Raw genomic sequence first — 17,977 nt, forward strand, 5'->3', positions numbered from 1 at the left:
CGCCTAAGTCTCCGCGCAGCGCTTGACGCCCATGCCGATAAGCTCAGCGCCTGTTTTCTGTACGAAATCCGAAATATGATGCCGCGCCGATGTCAGATACCATTCGCGCAGATCTTCTGGATAGAAGCTGGCAATCAGCTGCGAGGCCCGTTCAAACAGCGCGGGCTCCAAGGGCGCGCCTGTGCGGCTGGGGCCATGAAAGCCAAACGCCGTTGTTGGGGAAACGCACACATTCGGCAGCCCCAACAGCATGGTACAAGTCGAGTGGCAGACGGCACCGCGGATCTCCACCGGGGTTTGGCTCGCAACCAACTGGCGCAACTGATCGATCCGCGCAAGCAACAGCCCGCCATGGTCATTCTGGATCACCAATGGTGTCTGGGCCGCCCGCACCGGGCTGGCGCTCAAGGGCAGGGCAAGCGCCGCTGCGATCGCCGCGACAGCAAGCATGCGGCATACACCGCCAATGCAAAGAAACACGATCCACTCCGTCACAGGGGCGGCAAACACGCCGCTCAACGGCCCCACCAGCTAGAAAGATAGAGTGGAAATGCGGTTAAATTCGGTCAGCGCCAAAGCGCTTTTGCGATCATTTGGTCAATTTGCATGGAATGAGAGGCCAGCAGATCGGGGCGCGCGCAAACGTGTTTCAGATGTGGGTCAGGTGCTGGCGGCGCCGCCTTCGACGGACACATCCTGATCCACAGCGACAATCGCCAGAATGCCTGCGCCGCCATCGAATTGATATACATCCAGCGTGCGCCCCTCGCCGTCGCTCATGGATCCGGTCTGGCTAAAGCCTGTGTCTTCCAGCGTCAGGCGATCACCGGGATCCCCCAGAACCGTGATGCTGTTCTCTGCATCCGCGCCAAATGCACTCTCAAGCAGCGCATCCGCTGTTTCAGACAAATCCATCACCGCCGCGAGCGACAGGGTGACAGTGTCACTGCCACCGTTTTCAAAACTCAGAACCTCGATGTCACGATAGTGGCCGCGCACATTAAACCCTGTGAAGTCAAAACTGCCCGAGCTGGTCTGCACCAGCGTGTCGCGCCCGTCGCCCCCGTCGGTTAAATCCTCTTCAAAGTCCGAACGGTTCAAAACATCATCCCCGGCATGGCCCTGCAGTTCGCTGTAGCCTGCGTCGAGCGCCGTCAACTGATCGTCAAACGCGGAGCCGTCCACAATTTCAATATTCTGAAGCGTATGCACAAAGGCGCTGCCATCCCATGTTCCGGTTGCGACACCAGCCTGCAGATCGACGGTCACGCCGCTGTCAACGTCACCACGATTGTACCGGACTCGGTCGATATCGCCGCGCCCGTCTGCGCTGTCCGTGCCTGCGCCCAGAATAAAGCGATCTCCAAATTCGCTGCCAATCAGCGTGTCATTGCCGCCAACAGAACGCAATTCAATCACCGTATATGTGAAATCGCCATCGGCATTAATTGTGTACTGGCTTCCGTTGCTCGAACTCATGGTGCCGGGCGTGCCCAGATGGATCTGGCTAAGATCGGCACTGACATCGCCGTCATAAAAATTCAGGCGCAGCCGCCCATCGCCCCCGGTGAGGTTCACCACATCAGAACCGCCTGCCGCATCCAGACTGAGCCAACTGCGCTCGGTCGCATTGAACGCGATGTTGTATGTGTCATCGCCGTCTGTGCCCGCAAAACCAATCCCTCCGTCCACGTTCAGCGGGTCAACCAAAGTGTCAAACCCGGCGACGCCTTTGTCGACCGTGCCAGAGTTATTCTGCAGATCAAGGTCTAGGGTGATGTTAGAAAACAGCGGGTCTGCATAGCTGATGAAATACCAGCTGTCCTCGCTCGCCTGCGTAAAGCGAATGGTGTCGTCACCTTCAGACCCCGAGATTTCGTCATCAGCCTCACCAGTGTTGCCCAGTGGGTTGATGTCATCATTACCAGTGGTGCCTTCGATGTCATCTGTGCCGGTGGTGCCAATGATATAGTTGGCCTGATTGGTCATATTCGAGATGATGACATCGGCGTCGGCGCTGGTGGTGGACTCAAAGTCGATGCCAAATGTGCCTCCGACTCCATCGTCAAATGCAAACCGCACGCGTGTATCCCCGTCAAAGACATACTCAATCTTAGTGAAAGACATCCCAACAAGCGCGCTGTCCCATTGCAGCATGTCGACATTGGGGTCAAAGCCGCTCACAAAATCATTGCCCCCGGAATAGACAATCAGGTTGCTGTCCCCTCCGAGGCGATATTCATCATCGCCGCCATTGCCGATCAGAACAGACTGCCCCGCATCGCGACTTTCCAGTGTGTCATTGCCCGCCCCGCCAATCAAAACATCATCGCCGCCCCGGCCTTCCAGACGGTTGTCCAGATCATTGGCGATCAACGTATCGCCATACCAAGAGCCATGGATTTCTTCGAAATTGACCAAAGTATGCGCAAAGGCTTCGCCATCCCAAACGCCTGTGGCGGTGCCAGCCGCAAGACTGACCGTCACCCCGGTTTCCACACCGCTGCGGTTGTAGCGAATGACATCCCAGCCTTCACGGGCATCGGCAAAGTCATCCCCGCTGCCCAGAATGAACCGGTTGTTAAGATCGTTGCCAAAGACAAAATCATCCCCGTTTCGGGTCTGTATATCGATGCGGGTTGTAGAGAGATCTCCAGACAGGTTGACGGTCACGCTCTCATCGTTACCTTCGGTGAAACTCCCGGCGGCCAGATCGCCTGTCACATCATCATCACTGCTGCCTAGGGACACGCGGAAAGTGCCCCCGCCGTCACCCGTGCCGGTGAAGTTTATCGTGTCATGTCCTAGGCTGTGCGCGACGCCAATCCACGTGCTGTCGCTTGCATGTTGCGTGATGTTGTAGGTGTCGTCCCCATCCCCATCAATCAGGAAAAGCCCTTCGGCACTTGCCGTGCTGGCCGCATTGATCAGGGTGTCGGTGCCCGCGACGCCTTTGTCCACGGTATTGGTGCTCTGGTTGAAATCAAGCTCTGCCGTGATCCCAACCGGGCCCAGTTTGTCATAGGCAAGATCGGTGAACGTCGTGTTTGTGCTTGCGGAGAAGTCATAGGTGTCCTCGCCCGCACTGGCGTGGATTTTTTCACGGTCCCCGTCGTTGCCGCCAATTGCAATGCTGTCATCACCGGGTGTGCCAAAGTAATCCGCGCGTCCAAAGCTGCCCACGATATTGACCGGCGTGAAGCTCGTGCCGCTCAGGATCTGATACATGCCTTCAATCGATACATCTTTTAGTGTCAGCTCAAACGCAGTATCGAAGCTGTCATCAAAATCCGTATCAAACCGGAACGAATGGCCTGGTCCGTTGGACCGGCTGACAATATTCAAGGTGCCAATGTAAGTCAGCGGATCTCCGGAAAATTGCAGGGTGTCTTCTCCCACCACAAAATCATCGACAAAGTCATAGCCCCCCACATAGGTCAGCTGGTCCGCCCCGCCTTCCAACTCAAACTCTTCATCATTGGTGGAGCCGATGATCGTGTCGTCAAAATCGGTGCCCCTAAACCTTTCAATTGATGTAAAAACATCGGTGTCGCCAAATGGGTCAATCGCCGTGCCGGTTTGCGCGTTGATCGTGACCCCCATGCTGCCGCCGTCTTCGCCGTCCCAAAGATAGCTGAGCTTGTCCTCCCCTGCGCCGCCGTTGATGGTGTCCCTACCGGCAAACGGGATCCATCCCTCAGACACATGGTCAGATCCGGTGAACAGATCATTGCCATGGGTGCCGCCAAAGTAATGGGTGTAGGTGAATGTGTCGTTGACCACGCCAGCGGCATTGGACACCACCGTTCCACTGCCAAGCGCGCCCACGGTGATGACCACCCCATCCGTGCCATCCACATCCTCATAGCTGATGTCGATGCCATCGCCACCTTCCCACAGCGCCTGATGCCCGATCACCCGGTCCATGCCCGCCCCCGGGCGCACGAAGTCTCCCCAGAACTGATTTTCGATGCTGCCGCCGGACGCATCCAGAAGATCATCCCCATCCTCGCCGCGCATGTTCTCACGCCCACCGCCCCCGATGATCGTGTCATTGCCGTCCCCACCACGCAGGTTGAAGCTTTCATTGGGGACACCGTAGGAGTCCGCGCCCACAATCCGGTCATTTTCATCGGTTGCGCGCAGGAAATTGGCATAGGTGAACGTGTCGTTCACAACACCCGCGACGTTGGAGACAACCGTGCCAGACCCCTCCAAACCAAGCGTCACCTGCAAGCCACCGGTGCCTGTCAGGTTCCAATAGCCAATTTCGATGCCCTCGCCACTTTCCCAATGCGCCTGATGGCCAATAATGGTGTCACGCCCGCTCCAGGGCTCGATCAGGTCGCCAAACCCCTGCGTCTCTGTGCTGCCGCGCGAACTGTCAAAAACTTCATCGCCTTCCCATCCCCAAAGGGTGTCCTGGCCAGAGCCCCCAATCAGCGTGTTGTCCCCGCCAAACCCGCGCAATCGGCTGCCGCTCTCCGATGCTGTCAGATGATCTGCAAAATCAGAGCCTCTGACGCGCTCAAAATTGCTGAGCGTATGGGTGAAGGCCCGCCCCGCCCAGGTCCCGGTGGCAATGCCCGTCGCCAGATTGACAGTGACCCCGGCATCAATGTCATACCGGTTATACTGAATGGTGTCAGTGCCCCCGCGCGCGTCGGCGCTGTCGATGCCCGGCCCCAGAATGATCGCATCGCGGCCTTCGCTGCCAATCACCGTGTCATTGCCCGCAAAGGTGCGCAGATTGAGGGTCACATCAGAGGTGTCACCCAACCTGTTAATCACAAAACTGCCTTCGGTCGAACTCACCGTGCCTGCGCCCAGATCCGCCGTAACATCTGCGCCATTGACGCCTGCGTTGATGCGCACCCAGCCCTGACCGCCAAACAGGTTGACCGTATCGTCACCGCCCTCGCCGAAAATACCGATGAACCCATCTTCTGAGGCGCTGAGGGTCACATTGTAAGTGTCATCGCCCTGCGTTCCGGTCACGCCAAAGCCTGACCGCACCACGTTTGCCAGATCAACCAAAGTATCTGTGCCCGCATCGCCCTTGTCGATTGTGTTTGTGGCGGCGTCCACATTCAGATTGGCGGTGATGGGCGGCAGCTCAAGCGCGGCCACATTGTATAAAATCGCCTGATACGCCCCGTCGGTGTTGTTGGTGAAAATATAAGTGTCATTGCCTTCTGAGGCATAGATCAGATGTTCTGCGCCGCTTACCGTGACCAGCTCGATGATGTCGTCAGACGGCGATCCATAGAACTCAGGCATCTCCAAGAGGGCGGCAATCTCATCGGTGGTCACGCCCGCCAGCACAAGCGTGTAGCCGATCCCGCCGTCGCCTTCGAAGGTCAGGATGGTGCCAAGGGTGGTGCCATCGTCAAATTCTGCCGCGACGAGGCTGTCAAAATTCGCCAGGGCAAAGCCAGAGAACACCAAAGTGTCTTCATCGACGTTGAAATCCTGAACAAAGTCAAAACCCTGCGTGTAAACCAACGTGTCCTGACCCGCGCCCAATTCAAACAGATCATTGCCGTCGCCAGACAAGGCCGTGTCGTTGCCGTCACCGGCAAACAGACTGGATCCTGTGTCGGCTGCGGTCAGAATGTCGTTAAACTCGGTGGCCAGAACACTTTCAAACCCGGCCAATACATCGGTGTCACCAAAGAGGTCGAAGGCGATGCCAATCGCAAGGTTCACGGTGACGCCGACAGTGTTGATCGTGTAGCGGCTGTCCTGATCATAGGCGACTTGGTCAAACCCGCCCACGCCCCCGGTCAATGTGTCATTGCCCTGCAATCCGCGCACGCGATTGCCCAGATTTCCATCCTGCAATTGAATGGAATCCGCAAACAGCGATCCTTCGACCCCTTCAATTTGGCTCAGCGTATCAAGCGTGCCATCTGACTTCTCAGCACGCCCCGCATTCAGATCAACGTCCACCGCGCCTTCTGCTTCGGCATAGGTGACTTGATCGACGCCCTCTGGCCCACCATCAAAACTGTTGTTGCCATCGGTGTCGCTGAAAATGTCATTTCCTGCGCCGCCGAAGTATTGGTCATCACCAAGGCCAAAGTCAGCCCGATCATCACCGCCGTTGCCATGGAAAATATCATCGGACTCCGTGGTTTCGTTCACCGAAATCCAGTCGTCTTCATCTGACCCATTGTAGGTCCACGGGAAAGCTCCGAAAAAGGCTTCAAGCGGCCCATCAACAAAATTGCCCCCCACAATGCTGTTGCTGATCGCCTCCTTCAGCCCCGCCACAGTGAAGGCAAAACCAGACCCCAGGATAAAGTCAGCGTCCCCGGCGGTGCCAACTTGCAGCCCGGTCAACACACCAATCCCCGCGTCATAATCTAGCCCAGTGCCGGTAAAGGCAAAGCTGCGGCCATCCTCTGCGGTAAAACGGATCTCGGTGGCGGTGTTGATGTTTGGTGCCCGGGCAGAGGTGACCCCTTCGTTGACCTCAAAAAGCGCCGCTTCCGGCATGTCCCCAAACATCAGATCAAAACTCTGGGGCGGATCGGCTTCGGTGGTGGCCGACCCTGCTACTGTCAAATTCAGCGTTCCGGCAAGCTGTTCAATGCTCACCACTTTGCTGGTGCTGCCACTGGCGTTGCCAAAGGCATCCACAGAGCTCACGCTCACCTGAAAACTGGGGGCATCCGGCAGATCCTCGGGGAGGAAATCCACCGAAAATTGCCCATCTGGCGCCACATCGGCGGTGGCGATTGTGCCGCCAAAATCAACGGTCACTTCGCCGTCAGGTTCGGCATTGCCCGCAACGGTGATCGGTGACAATTGTTCTGAGACATCAATAAAGTCGTCTCCGGTCACATTCTGTAGCACAACCGGGTCAATCGCTGCGGTGATATTGATATTGATGGTGGCGCTGGCGGTGCCGCCATTGCCGTCCTCCACCTCATAGGTGAAATTGTCAGACCCGTTGAAATTCAAATCAGGCGCATAGGCAAAACTGCCATCCGGATTGAAGGTCAGCGTGCCATGCGACACGTCGCTCAACAGCCGCGCTTGCAGGCTGTCGCCATCTGGATCGCTGTCATTTGCCAGCGCCCCGGTTGCGGCTGGAACGGACAGCGCGCCATCTTCGACAACACTATAGCTGTCCGCCTCTGCCACCGGATCGCGATTGGGTTGGGCCACCGACACAGTCACCGTCGCGGTGGCTGTGTCGCCTTGGGCGTCACGCAGCGTGTAGGTGAAGCTGTCTACGCCGGAAAACGCGGCATCTGGGGTGTAGGTGACGGCGCCGGTTCCTGTGATTTCCGTGGTGCCGTTGCTGGCTGCACCCACGGATTGCACCGAAAGGGCGTCGCCCTCTGCGTCGCTGTCGTTGCTGATCACATCGATGACAACCGGGATACCGGCATCGGTACTGTTCGTATCATTGTTTGCGGTTGGCGCATCGTTCACCCCCTGAATGACAAAGCGCAGGGTTTCGCTGGCACTGGCCCCATTGGCGTCAGTCACCGTGTAAAGCACGGACTGCAAACGTGACACCAATTGGCCCACCCCATCGCCAAGCGCGTCATAGGCCCCCGCTGTGTCAAAGGTAAAACTGCCATCGGCAAAGATCGTCAACTGGCCACCATCCCCAACGGTAACCTGCGTGCCTGCGGTGGCGCTGTCCTCATCTGCATCAGCCAAGGCGCTGCCATTGATGGCGGTCAGGGTGAAGCTGTCGCCATCCGGGTCGGCATCCGCACTGCCTGTGGTGGTGTCGGTCAGGGCGTTGCCGCCAATGCTGCTGTCCTCAGATACCGTGTATTCATCCAGCGTTGGGACCGGCGCATCGTTTTCGCCTGTCACCTCTATGGTGACCTGCCCCGTGGCCTGCGCGCCGCTTGGGTCTGCGATCACATAGCTGAAACTTTCTTCCAGCGTGTCCCCAAGGCCCAATTGCTCAAAATCGGAGCGGGCGTCCGCCGCGCCGCCGGGGTCAAATTCAAAACTCCCATCCGCAGCCAGACGCAAGCTGGCGCCAGAGGGCAGGGTGACTTGAATGCCATCAATTCGAATGTCGCCGCCGGCGTTGTCTGTGGCAGAGACCAAAGTCAGCCCGCCACCCTCAGGGTCAAAATCCCCCCCCGCGCCATTGTCGGCAAAGATGTTGCCGGTGATGTCTTCGGATTCTGTGGTGGTAAAACTGTCCGCGGCGGCCACAGGGGGCTGATTGGCACCAATGGTGAGAAACACCGTCCCCGTCCCCACACCGCCATTGCCATCGGATATGGCATAGTCAAATTGCGCCGCCCCCGTCTGGCCCGCGCTGGGCGTAAAGGTCACGGTCGTGCCCACAAGCGCCACAGTCCCGCCAACCGCATTTCCCACGCTGGTGAGGCTCAGCGTGTCCCCCTCGGGATCGACGTCATTGGCCAGCAGCTGGGCCGCCTCCAGCACCAGATCCGCACCAAAGCCAGTGGCAAAGCCCGCATCGTCATTGGCCGTTGGGGCGTCGTTGACCGGCAGCACGGTGACCGTGACAACCCCGGTCGCCTGCCCGCCATTGCCATCATCAATCGTATAGCTGAAGGCATCAACCCCGTTGAAATCCGCATCCGGCGTGTAAAGGTATCCCTCCCCGTCAAACCCCACGCTCCCGTGCGCGGGCGTGCCCAGAGCCGCAAGGGTCAGCGTGTCGCCATCCGGGTCGCTGTCATTGGCAAAAAACGGGATATAGACCGAACTGTCCTCATTGGTGCTCACCGCGCCGTAGCCGCCCGCCACCGGCAGGCGATTGCCGCCCACCGACAGGGTCACCGTGCCCGTCGCCGCGCCCCCGGCAGCATCAACAATGTCATAGGAAAACTGCGCAGCCCCTTCAAAATCCGTCTCCGGTATGAAGGTGATGGTGCCCCCAACCAGCGCAACCGTCCCCCCCACGGCCCCCTCAACAGAGACCACTGATAACGCCTGCACAAGCTCCGGGTCGCCATCCGTGTCATTGGTCAGAAGCGTTTCGGCATTCAGGATCAGCGCCGTGTTGCGCGGGGTGAAAAACCCGCCATCTGCCGCCGCCACCGGCGCGTCATTCACCGCCGCAATGGTCAGCACCACCTCGCTCACATCGCTGCCGCCAAAGCCATCGCTCACGGTATAGGCAAACCCATCAACCCCGTTGAAATCCGCATCCGGCGTATAGGTAAAGCTGCCATCCGCGCCGAGGCTCAGCACACCATGTGACACGTCGCTTTGCAGGCTCACGCTCAGCGCATCCCCATCCGGGTCGCTGTCATTGGCCAAAACGCCATCGCCCGCGGTCACTGTGAGGCTGCCATCCTCAGTCAGCCCATAACTGTCATTGCCCGCCTCCGGTGCCAGATTGACCAAAGCCACCGTCACCCGCACCGTGGCTGTGGCACTCGCCCCGGTCCCGTCGGTGATGGTGTAGCTGAAGCTGTCAGATCCAAAAAAGCCCGGCTCTGGTGTGTAGCGCAGATCACCCTCTGTGGTCAGCTCTACCGTTCCATTGCTGGCCGCGCTGACATCACTCACCGCAATGTCATCGCCATCTGCATCGCTGTCGTTGCCCGTCACTTCAAAGGTCACAGCCACATCTTCCGAGGTGGTTACCAGATCATCCTGCGCCACCGGCGCATCATTGACCGGCGCCACCGTCACAAGAACAGTGCCCATATCCACACCGCCGTCGCCATCAGACACAGTGTAGGTGAACGCGTCGCTGCCGTTGAAATCCGCATCCGGGGTATAGCGCAGCAGGCCCGCGCCATCGATCGTCACCGTGCCATGAGCCGGATCGGTGATGGCGCTGACAAACAGCGCGCCGCCCTCCACATCCGTGTCATTGCCCAGCACATCAATCAGCACCGCGGTGTCTTCGTCGGTGCTGCCGGTGTCATCCCCCGCGACGGGGGCATCGTTCACCGGGGTCACCGTCACCAGCACCAACCCAGTGGCAAAGCCGCCATTGCCGTCGGCAATGGTATAGGTGAAACTGTCGCTGCCGTTGAAATCCGCCGCTGGTGTATAGGTCACCGCGCCATCGGCAGAGATCGCAACCGCGCCATTGGTGGGCTGACCAATTCCAGCAAGCGTCAGTGTGTGCCCATCCGCATCGCGCGCAGCCCCCAGCACTGTCAAAGAGCGCGAAGCATCTTCGGCCACAGTGAAGGTTTGGGCGGGGGCAACCGGCGGCGTGTTTGCAGCCACCGTCAGGGTGACCGTGGCGCTGGTTACGCCGCCCGCACCATCTGACACGTCATAGCGAAAGCGCGCTGGGCCCGCATAATCAGCCTCTGGCGTAAAGCGCACCATGCCATCCCCCATGGCCACAGTGCCCCCTTCTGCATCCCCGACGGCCACAATCTCCAGCGGCTGGTTAAGTTCCGGGTCGCCATCGGTGTCATTGGCCAGCAATGTGGCCATCGGGATCTCAATGGCCACATTGAACGGCGCCACCTCGCCGCTGTCATCCCCCGCGACAGGGGCATCGTTCACCCCTTCAACCGTCAGTGTCACAATGCCGGTGTCCGTCCCGCCAAGGACATTTTCAACGGAATAGGTGAAACTGTCTGTGCCAGCGAAATCCGGATCCGGCGTATAGGTAAGCGCGCCCTCCACCCCCACCGTGACCGTGCCATGGGCAGGCGCGCCCTCCATCGCAAAGGTCAACGGGGTGCCGCTGGCGTCTGTCACCGCGTCTTGCAGGGCAATGACCAAAGAGGTGTCTTCCAAAACATCCGCCTCCAGATCGGCGGCGGCGGGCGTGATCACTCCGCCTATGCGTGCGGAGTCTGGTCCTCCTCCCTGCGACCCGTCCGATGCCCCGTCCGATGGGCCACCAATCGGTGCAGCGGGCGCACCATCGCCGCCCGCACCCGCATCGGGGCCATCAAACCCACCGGTGGCACCAAGACCAGGGTCACTGCCAAAGCCGCTTTCAGCTGGGGGGGCGCTGCCCGGCCCAAGGCCGGGATCAGCGGCGCCCAAAGCGCCCTCGCCTGATCCATCGTCGCCCGTGACCACATTGGTCACCCCTTCAAGACCGGCTTCCCCTTCGCCCGCATCCAACTGTGCCAACGCCAGCGCGGCGATGTTTTCTGCATCCCCGTCACCCGGCTCGGTGTCTGTGGTCTCCGCAAAATCCTGCTGTGCGTCAGGTTGCAGCGATGCGTCGTCTTCTCCCTCCGCATCCCCGTCACCTGGAGGCGGAGGTGCATCCTCGCCCCCTTCTGTATCCCCCGGATCTTGGCTGTCAGGGTCTTGACCTTGTGGTGGTTGTACGGATTGGCCGTCGTCGCCCTCGCCTCCATCTTGCGGTGCCGGGGCAGGGGGCGGCGCGTCGTCGCCCGGTGCCGTCTGGCCGCCACCATCTGGTGCGCCTTCGCCTGTGCCCGCGCCATTGAAGTCAATATAGGTGCCAAGGTTTTCGAGCCGAAGTTCAGCGCGCTCTGTGGCGTCATTTGTCTGGGTCACCAGCGCGTCGGTGTCGGCCTGAACCACGTCAGCGCGCGGCACGGGCCGGGTTTCTCCAGCAATCGGAGAGACAATCCAACTGGTTTCAGGATCTGTAAGCGTAGAGACAAAGGCTCCGTTCTGGTCAAACAGATCGACACGTCCCAGATTGCCATCTGGCCAATCAGGCAGAAGTGACACGATCACCTCGCTGACACCGTTGACCACCACAATGCGGATCTCCACGGTGGTGCCACGAATGCCGATGGTGGAAGTCGGTGTGTTCACCTCCATTTCGCCCACGCGCGCCACCTGACCGGCCACAAAAACAAAGCCGCCTTGAATGAGATTGAAGGCGGCGGTGCCGTCAGACCCGCCGGGGTCATAGATCAATTCATCCAGAATCATGCGGCTGTCGGGGGCAAGGGTGAACACCGTGCCATCCACAAACAACAATGAAACCGTGCTTCTGGCACCGGTTTGGACAACATCGTCTTGAAAGACCAACCCGCCTTCGTTCAAGCGCACGGTGGATCCATCTGCGCGTGTGACAGTCACAACACCCGCAATTGTATCGACCTGTCCAATGGCCTCTGCTGTGGTCTGCGCCTGTGATTGGATCAGATCGGTTTGTGTCAGCTCTGCCGCACCAAGATCGACTTCGGTCTTCAGCGCGGCCATGCGTGTGTCCACGCCGGCCCCGGCCAGCCGGGCCACGTCGGCCCCCTTGAGAATGGCTCCATTGGGCGCGATCAGGTCAGCGGGCTCCGCAAAAGAGAAATATCCGGCGATGCGCAACGGTGCGTCCCCCTCAAACGTGAGGATCAGATCCTGACCGTCTTGCGAGTAGTGTCCCTGAAAAACCGCGTCCAGGTTAGGGGCCAGAATGTCAGACCCATCCGCAAAAATTACAAAGTCATCAGGGCTGCCTTGCTGGCTGCCAAATACATTCAAACTCATGGATGATCCCCCAGGAACAACCGATACTCAAAACAACACCGCTCAAATCAGGGGCGAGGGTCGCCCGTACGGCTCAATACATAATGGTTAAGTTTACTGCGAATTAAGGTTAAATGCGACTCTTTTAGCGTGCATGCTGCTCCCGTGATCCATGTGTGCTCATCTTTCCCGCAGTGCCTCATGCTGTGCACGCAAGACCGGGCGGATCAGATAATCCAACACGGTTTTGCGGCCACTTTGGATATCGATGCTGGCCACCATTCCGGGAGAAATCTCCAAAGGGCGATCCGCGCTTTTCAGCGCGGTACGCTCGGTGCGCAGCATGACTTGGAAATAGGGCACACCATCAGCATTGGTGAGGGCGTCCGCGCCGATCCGCTCTACATGCGCCGGCAGATCACCATAGCGCAGGTAGTCATATGCCGTGATCTTGACCGAAGCGTCGGCCCCCACCCGCACAAACGCCAGATCGCGCGGGCTGACTTCCGCTTCTATAAGTAGGGAGTCATCTAATGGGACAATTTCCGCAAGGATCACCGCCGGCTGCACCACGCTGCCAACATTGCTGACACTGATACGATTGACCGTGCCCCGCACCGGCGCGCGCAGATCGGTGCGCGACACTCTCTCCCGTGCCGCCCGCAGGCTCTCTTCGACCACCGCCAGATCGCCAAGCACAATCGAAATCCGCTCCCGCGCCGTCAACCCATAAGAGGACTGCGCAGACTCGATTTGCTTTTCGGTTTCCGCAATGCTGGCCCGCACCCGCAGCTCGGTGGCCTCTGATACGGTGATATCCCCCTCAATCTGCGCCAACTGTCCCCGCAGCCGCAGGATCTCTATTTCTGGTACCGACCCGCTGGCAAACAGCCCTTCCGAAATCTCCACCTCCCGCCGCAACGGATCTGCCATCGCCTCCAGTCGCGCGCGCTGGGCGGTCAGCTCCACAAGCTCCGCCTCCCGTTGCAACAACCGGTCAGCCAGCGCGCTCAGCTCCAGCGCGAGCTGGCTACGCCGGGTGTCAAAAATCGCCCGCTCCGCCGCCACCAGCCGTGGGTTCCAGACGCGGGTGTCTGGAAATGCCAGAGCATCTGCCCGCTCCGCTTCCGCCCGCAGGCGGATCAGCTCCGTTGCCAGCGCCTGCTCCCGCTGTTCCAATTCGCCAAGATTGGCCTGCACCGTTGTGTCATCAATCTCAAACAACACCTGATCCGGTGCCACCACATCGCCTTCGCCCACATGGATCGCCGCCACGATCCCGCCCTCCGGCGCCTGCACCGTTTGCACCTGCGAACTGGGCACCACCCGGCCAGAGGCCCGCGTCACTTCTTCAATTTCAAACGTCGCCGCCCAGACCACAAAACCTAGCAAAACGGCCATCACCAAAAGCAAAAGCACCCAAAGCCCGCGACCGGCATCCTGCCCGCCGGGGCGGTTTACAAATGCGTCATCTTCCAGCCGTTGTGAAAACATCTGTGCCCTCACTCCGCGGCCTGATGATCGGCGCGCTGTCCCAGCTGCGCCATCACCTCCGCACGGGGCCCGTCCAGCATTTTGCGCCCCTGCTCAATCACAATGAACCGATCTGCCAGCGCCGCCAGCGACATCCGGTGGGTGGACAGCACCATCCCCACGCCCTCGCGCTGCAAGATCCGCAGCCGCTCAATCGCCAATGCCTCGCTGGCATGATCCATCGCATTGGTCGGCTCGTCCAGAAACAGGAATTTTGGCCGCCGGATCAACAGCCGCGCCAGTGCCAGCGCCTGCCGCTGCCCGCCTGACAGCCGCTCGCCTCTTTCGCCCGCAAAATAGCCAAGCCCCTCCGGCAATCCGGCAACAAACCCGTCGATCCCAGCCAGATGCAGCGCCCGCATGATTTCCGCATCCGTGGCCTCTGGCATCCCCAGCGTCACGTTTTCGCGCAACGTGCCCGTGAACAACAGCGGGTCCTGCGGCAGATAGCCAATGCCCGCCCGCACCGCAGCGGGCTCAAATTGCCCAATCTCGTGATCATCAATCAGCAGCGTGCCGTCCTGCGGCTGATACAGCCCTGTGATCAGTTTGCCCAACGTCGACTTGCCCGATCCGATCCGTCCCAACAGCGCGGTCGTGCTGCCCGGCTCAAAGGAGGCGGACAGCCCCACTATTGCCGGGTGCGGCATGTCTGGATAGGTAAATGTGACGTTGCGCAGCGCCACTTTGCCGTCATGCACTTGTAGATCACTGCGCAGGGCGCTGCGCGCTTCGGTCTCTGTGTCCACAAAGCGCGAGATCGACCGCATCGACCAGAGTGCAAAATTCGCCCGGAATATCGTCTGGGTGATCCCGGCCAGAGGGGCAAGGATACGCCCTGCCATGATATTGGCGGCAATCAAGGCCCCGATGGTCACTGTGCCCCGCGCAACCAGGAACACGCCCAAACAAATGATCCCCGCGCTCACCGCCTGTTGCACAAACACGGTGGCAGAGCCTGTGAAATTTGCCCAGTTGCGTGTTTGCGCCGTCACACGGGAAGAGGCGGCCACCGCATTCTCCCACTCCCGCTGCAATACGGGCTCGGCGCCGATGGTTTTCACGGTTTCCAAACCCGTCAGCGCCTCAATCAGCACCTGATTGCGCTTCACGGTCATCTGCTGCGCCTGTCGGGCAGACCGGGCAATGGGCACCTGTGCCAACACCGCAATGGTCAGCATCACCGGTATGGCGGCAATCGGGATCCAGGCCAGCGGCCCAACGATCATTGTCAGCACCACCAGAAACAGCCCAACAAAAGCCAGATCAATCAATGCAATCAGCGTGGAGGAGGTGAAGAAATCCCGCACCACTTCAAAATCTCGAAGATTGGTGATCGCACCGGTGGCCCCGCCTGTGCGCGCCAGAATTTTTTGTGCCAGCGCCATCTGAAACAAGCGTGAGGCCAGCGACAGATCCGCCCGCCGCGATACCCTCTGGATGATTGCGCTGCGCAACAGGCGCAACAGCATATCCAGACCAATCGCCAAAGCCACACCAATGGCCAGGGTCACCAATGTGACAAAGGCCAGATTGGGGATCACGCGATCAAACACATTCATCACAAAAATGGGCAGGGCCAGCCCCGCCAAGTTCACACCAAAGGCTGCCAAGAACACCTGAAGCCACGCCGCTTTGTGCTGTGCAAGCTCTGACCACAGCCAATGCCCCCCCTGCGGGACAATATCTTGCGCATCCGGGGCAAGTCGCGCACGGGCCGGCACCTCTTTTGTGGCCACCAGCAAGACCTCACCGGTCAAGTCTTGCGCCAGGGTGTGGGTGGGCAGCGTCTCACTTGTGTTGCTTTCCGGGTCAACCAGCGCAGCTTTCTTTTGGTGCCGGTCCAGCCCCACCAAAATTATGGGCGGCCCCTTTTTACGCATCAGCACCACAGGCAGGCTGCCGGGGTCGATCTGGGCAAGACGTCGTGTCACGCTGCGCGCTTTAAGGCCCACAACCTCAAGGGCCCGCACAAGCCCTGCCCCGCCATCTTGCTCAAAACACTGGGGCAGACGCCCCACCACAGCATCTCTGACAAAAGGACGCCCGTGATGACGGGCCAGCCAAGCCACCAGCGCCAGCGCATGTGTGTCTGCTTTCTCCGCTGGGGGATGATCCGAACCAACCACGGCGCTGGGCGTCAATCGAGGGCAGGGGCAGAGATATTGAACCCGCCCATTGGGTTGGCCTTCACACGGGTTTCAAAATCTGCATTCAAGACGCGGCCTTCTTTGGTCAGGCCAAAATGTTCAGACAGCTTGCTCTGTGCAGCCAACACCCGGTAGCCCTGATAATAATATGCTGCAGACGCGTTGATCTGGCGAATGCGCAGGTTGAACAGCGCGCGCTCTGCATCCAGCACCTGAAGCAGGGGGCGCTTGGCGGCTTCAAATTCTTGTCGAAAGGCATCCACGATCAATTCGTTGGTGGACACGGAGCGATCCAACAACATCTTGCGCTCACGTGCCGAGTGATAGGCGTTCCACGCCCGACGGGCAAAATCACGCACTTCATTCTCGATCTGTTTCTTGCGGTAGTGGCCGCGGATCACCAGATCACGGTTGCGCGCCCGTGTGGCTTCGCGGGTGTTGCCTTTATAGAGTGTCCAGTTCAGACGCACCCCGGCGGCAACTGTGGAGTCTGTGCCGGTGGCCCCTTCTTGGTTGGCGCCAATGTCTGCCCCGATAAAGGCGTCAATCTTTGGCTTCCAATCCGCTTCATCCATAGCGCCCTGATAGGTTTGGGCCTGTATTTCGTTGGCGGCAAGCTGCATCTGAAAGCTGTTGGTCACGGCCGCTGTCTCCACTGCCTCTCGGGAAGCCGGGGGATGGGTGTGAAACTGTCGTGACATGGTGGTTGTCGGGGCCTTGCCAATGATCAGCTCAAACTGAGAGTTGGCATCGCCCAATTGAGCCTCTGCATCCGCCAGGGCCAGTTGCGCCGCCAAAAGCTTGTCATTGGCGCGAAAGCGATCCGCATCCGATAGCTTCCCGGCGTCCACCTGGCTGACAACCTGTCGGGAGATTTCCGCATGCCGCGCCACATTGCGCCGGGAGGCTTGCACAATGTTGCGATGGCGGATGACGTCAATGTAGGCCTGCACCGCATTCAGCGCGAGCGTTTCTGTGGCGTCCGACAGTCGGATGATCTCTGCATCCAGCAATGTGGCTTCTCGGTAGATGCGATTCATTGTGCGCATCCCATCCAGAAGATTGACCGAAACATCGACACCTATGATGCGTGCAAATTTGGTGCTGCGATTGTCAGCCGGTGTGAGGGTCGGATCTTCGACCCATTCCGCGGCGGCGCTGCCAAACACATTCACCTGCGCGCGCTTGTCACCTTGGGCGACGTTGATCATGCGCCCCTGCGCTTGGATGCCTGCAATCGCGGCATTGCGTGCCTCGCTATTGGAGACGGCGCTGTAGATGGCATCGACCAAAGTGTCAGCCAAAGCGGGTGTGGCGGGGGAGAAAGAACAAAGCGCAATAACCGCGCTGACAATAGTACATTTCATAAGCGAACCAGATCACAAGAAAGGTGACGAACAATACATTGGGTTTAGAAATTACCTATCGATACGACAAAACACGCCTTTGAATCAAATCTTCCAAATCCATGAGCGTCATCCAGACTCTCATTTGCACACCCAGTACGCACTGTTCCCCCGTTGCGTTCTGCGGCTTTGTGCGTTCGTTGGCTCTTTCGGGTATTTTGTTCCACCTCCGCAATACGTACGTAATACCGCCGCGATACCGATGTTTGTTTTCGCTGTTGCTTGGGGTGTTTTGGGAGATTGTTCTGATTTTTGTTGTGAGTCTGCGGCCGAGTCTTTGGTGAGTCTGTGTGTTGTTTTGTGGATAAGTTGTGTTTTGGGTGTTTTGGGTTGGGTTTGGGCGATGTTTTGGTTGTGTGATTTTATGTAAGGTGTTGTTATTGTTTGTTTTTGTAAGTTTTTTGTGATTTTTTGGAAAAAGTTGGAAAAAGCGCTTGCGGCTTTTGGGTGATAACCTTAGAACCCCCTTCACCGGCGGCGCTGAGGCGCACAACGGCGGGA

The 17,977-nt window shown here is 59.1% G+C and carries 5 protein-coding genes; all 5 read right to left on the reverse strand.

Going from position 1 to position 17,977, the window contains the following annotated elements; genetic code table 11:
• Window positions 1-3: 3 nt before the first annotated feature.
• Complete coding sequence (locus tag J7413_RS18405) at window positions 4-519, reverse strand: hypothetical protein (protein WP_209100910.1); 516 nt, start codon at window positions 517-519, stop codon at window positions 4-6.
• A gap of 141 nt (window positions 520-660) precedes the next feature.
• A complete protein-coding gene (locus J7413_RS18410; RefSeq protein WP_209100911.1) occupies window positions 661-12,408 on the reverse strand; it encodes an Ig-like domain-containing protein in 11,748 nt (3,915 codons plus the stop codon).
• 159 nt (window positions 12,409-12,567) lie between these two features.
• Window positions 12,568-13,881: an HlyD family type I secretion periplasmic adaptor subunit gene (locus tag J7413_RS18415; protein WP_209100913.1), complete on the reverse strand. Its 1,314-nt coding sequence runs from the start codon at window positions 13,879-13,881 to the stop codon at window positions 12,568-12,570.
• An 8-nt stretch (window positions 13,882-13,889) separates the two neighbouring features.
• The gene (locus tag J7413_RS18420; RefSeq protein WP_209100915.1) at window positions 13,890-16,049 is read right to left on the reverse strand and encodes a type I secretion system permease/ATPase; all 2,160 of its coding nucleotides are present in this window, start codon (window positions 16,047-16,049) and stop codon (window positions 13,890-13,892) included.
• An 11-nt stretch (window positions 16,050-16,060) separates the two neighbouring features.
• Complete coding sequence (locus J7413_RS18425) at window positions 16,061-17,437, reverse strand: TolC family protein (protein ID WP_209100917.1); 1,377 nt, start codon at window positions 17,435-17,437, stop codon at window positions 16,061-16,063.
• Between the last annotated feature and the right edge of the window lie 540 nt (window positions 17,438-17,977).

Source organism: Shimia sp. R10_1, assembly GCF_017744095.1.
In the GTDB taxonomy this organism is placed as follows: domain Bacteria; phylum Pseudomonadota; class Alphaproteobacteria; order Rhodobacterales; family Rhodobacteraceae; genus Shimia.

Excerpts from the sequence above, each read along its gene's own strand:
- J7413_RS18410 (WP_209100911.1), bottom strand. The coding sequence starts at position 12,408 with ATGAGTTTGAATGTATTTGGCAGCCAGCAAGGCAGCCCTGATGACTTT.
- J7413_RS18415 (WP_209100913.1), bottom strand. The coding sequence starts at position 13,881 with ATGTTTTCACAACGGCTGGAAGATGACGCATTTGTAAACCGCCCCGGC.
- J7413_RS18425 (WP_209100917.1), bottom strand. The coding sequence starts at position 17,437 with ATGAAATGTACTATTGTCAGCGCGGTTATTGCGCTTTGTTCTTTCTCC.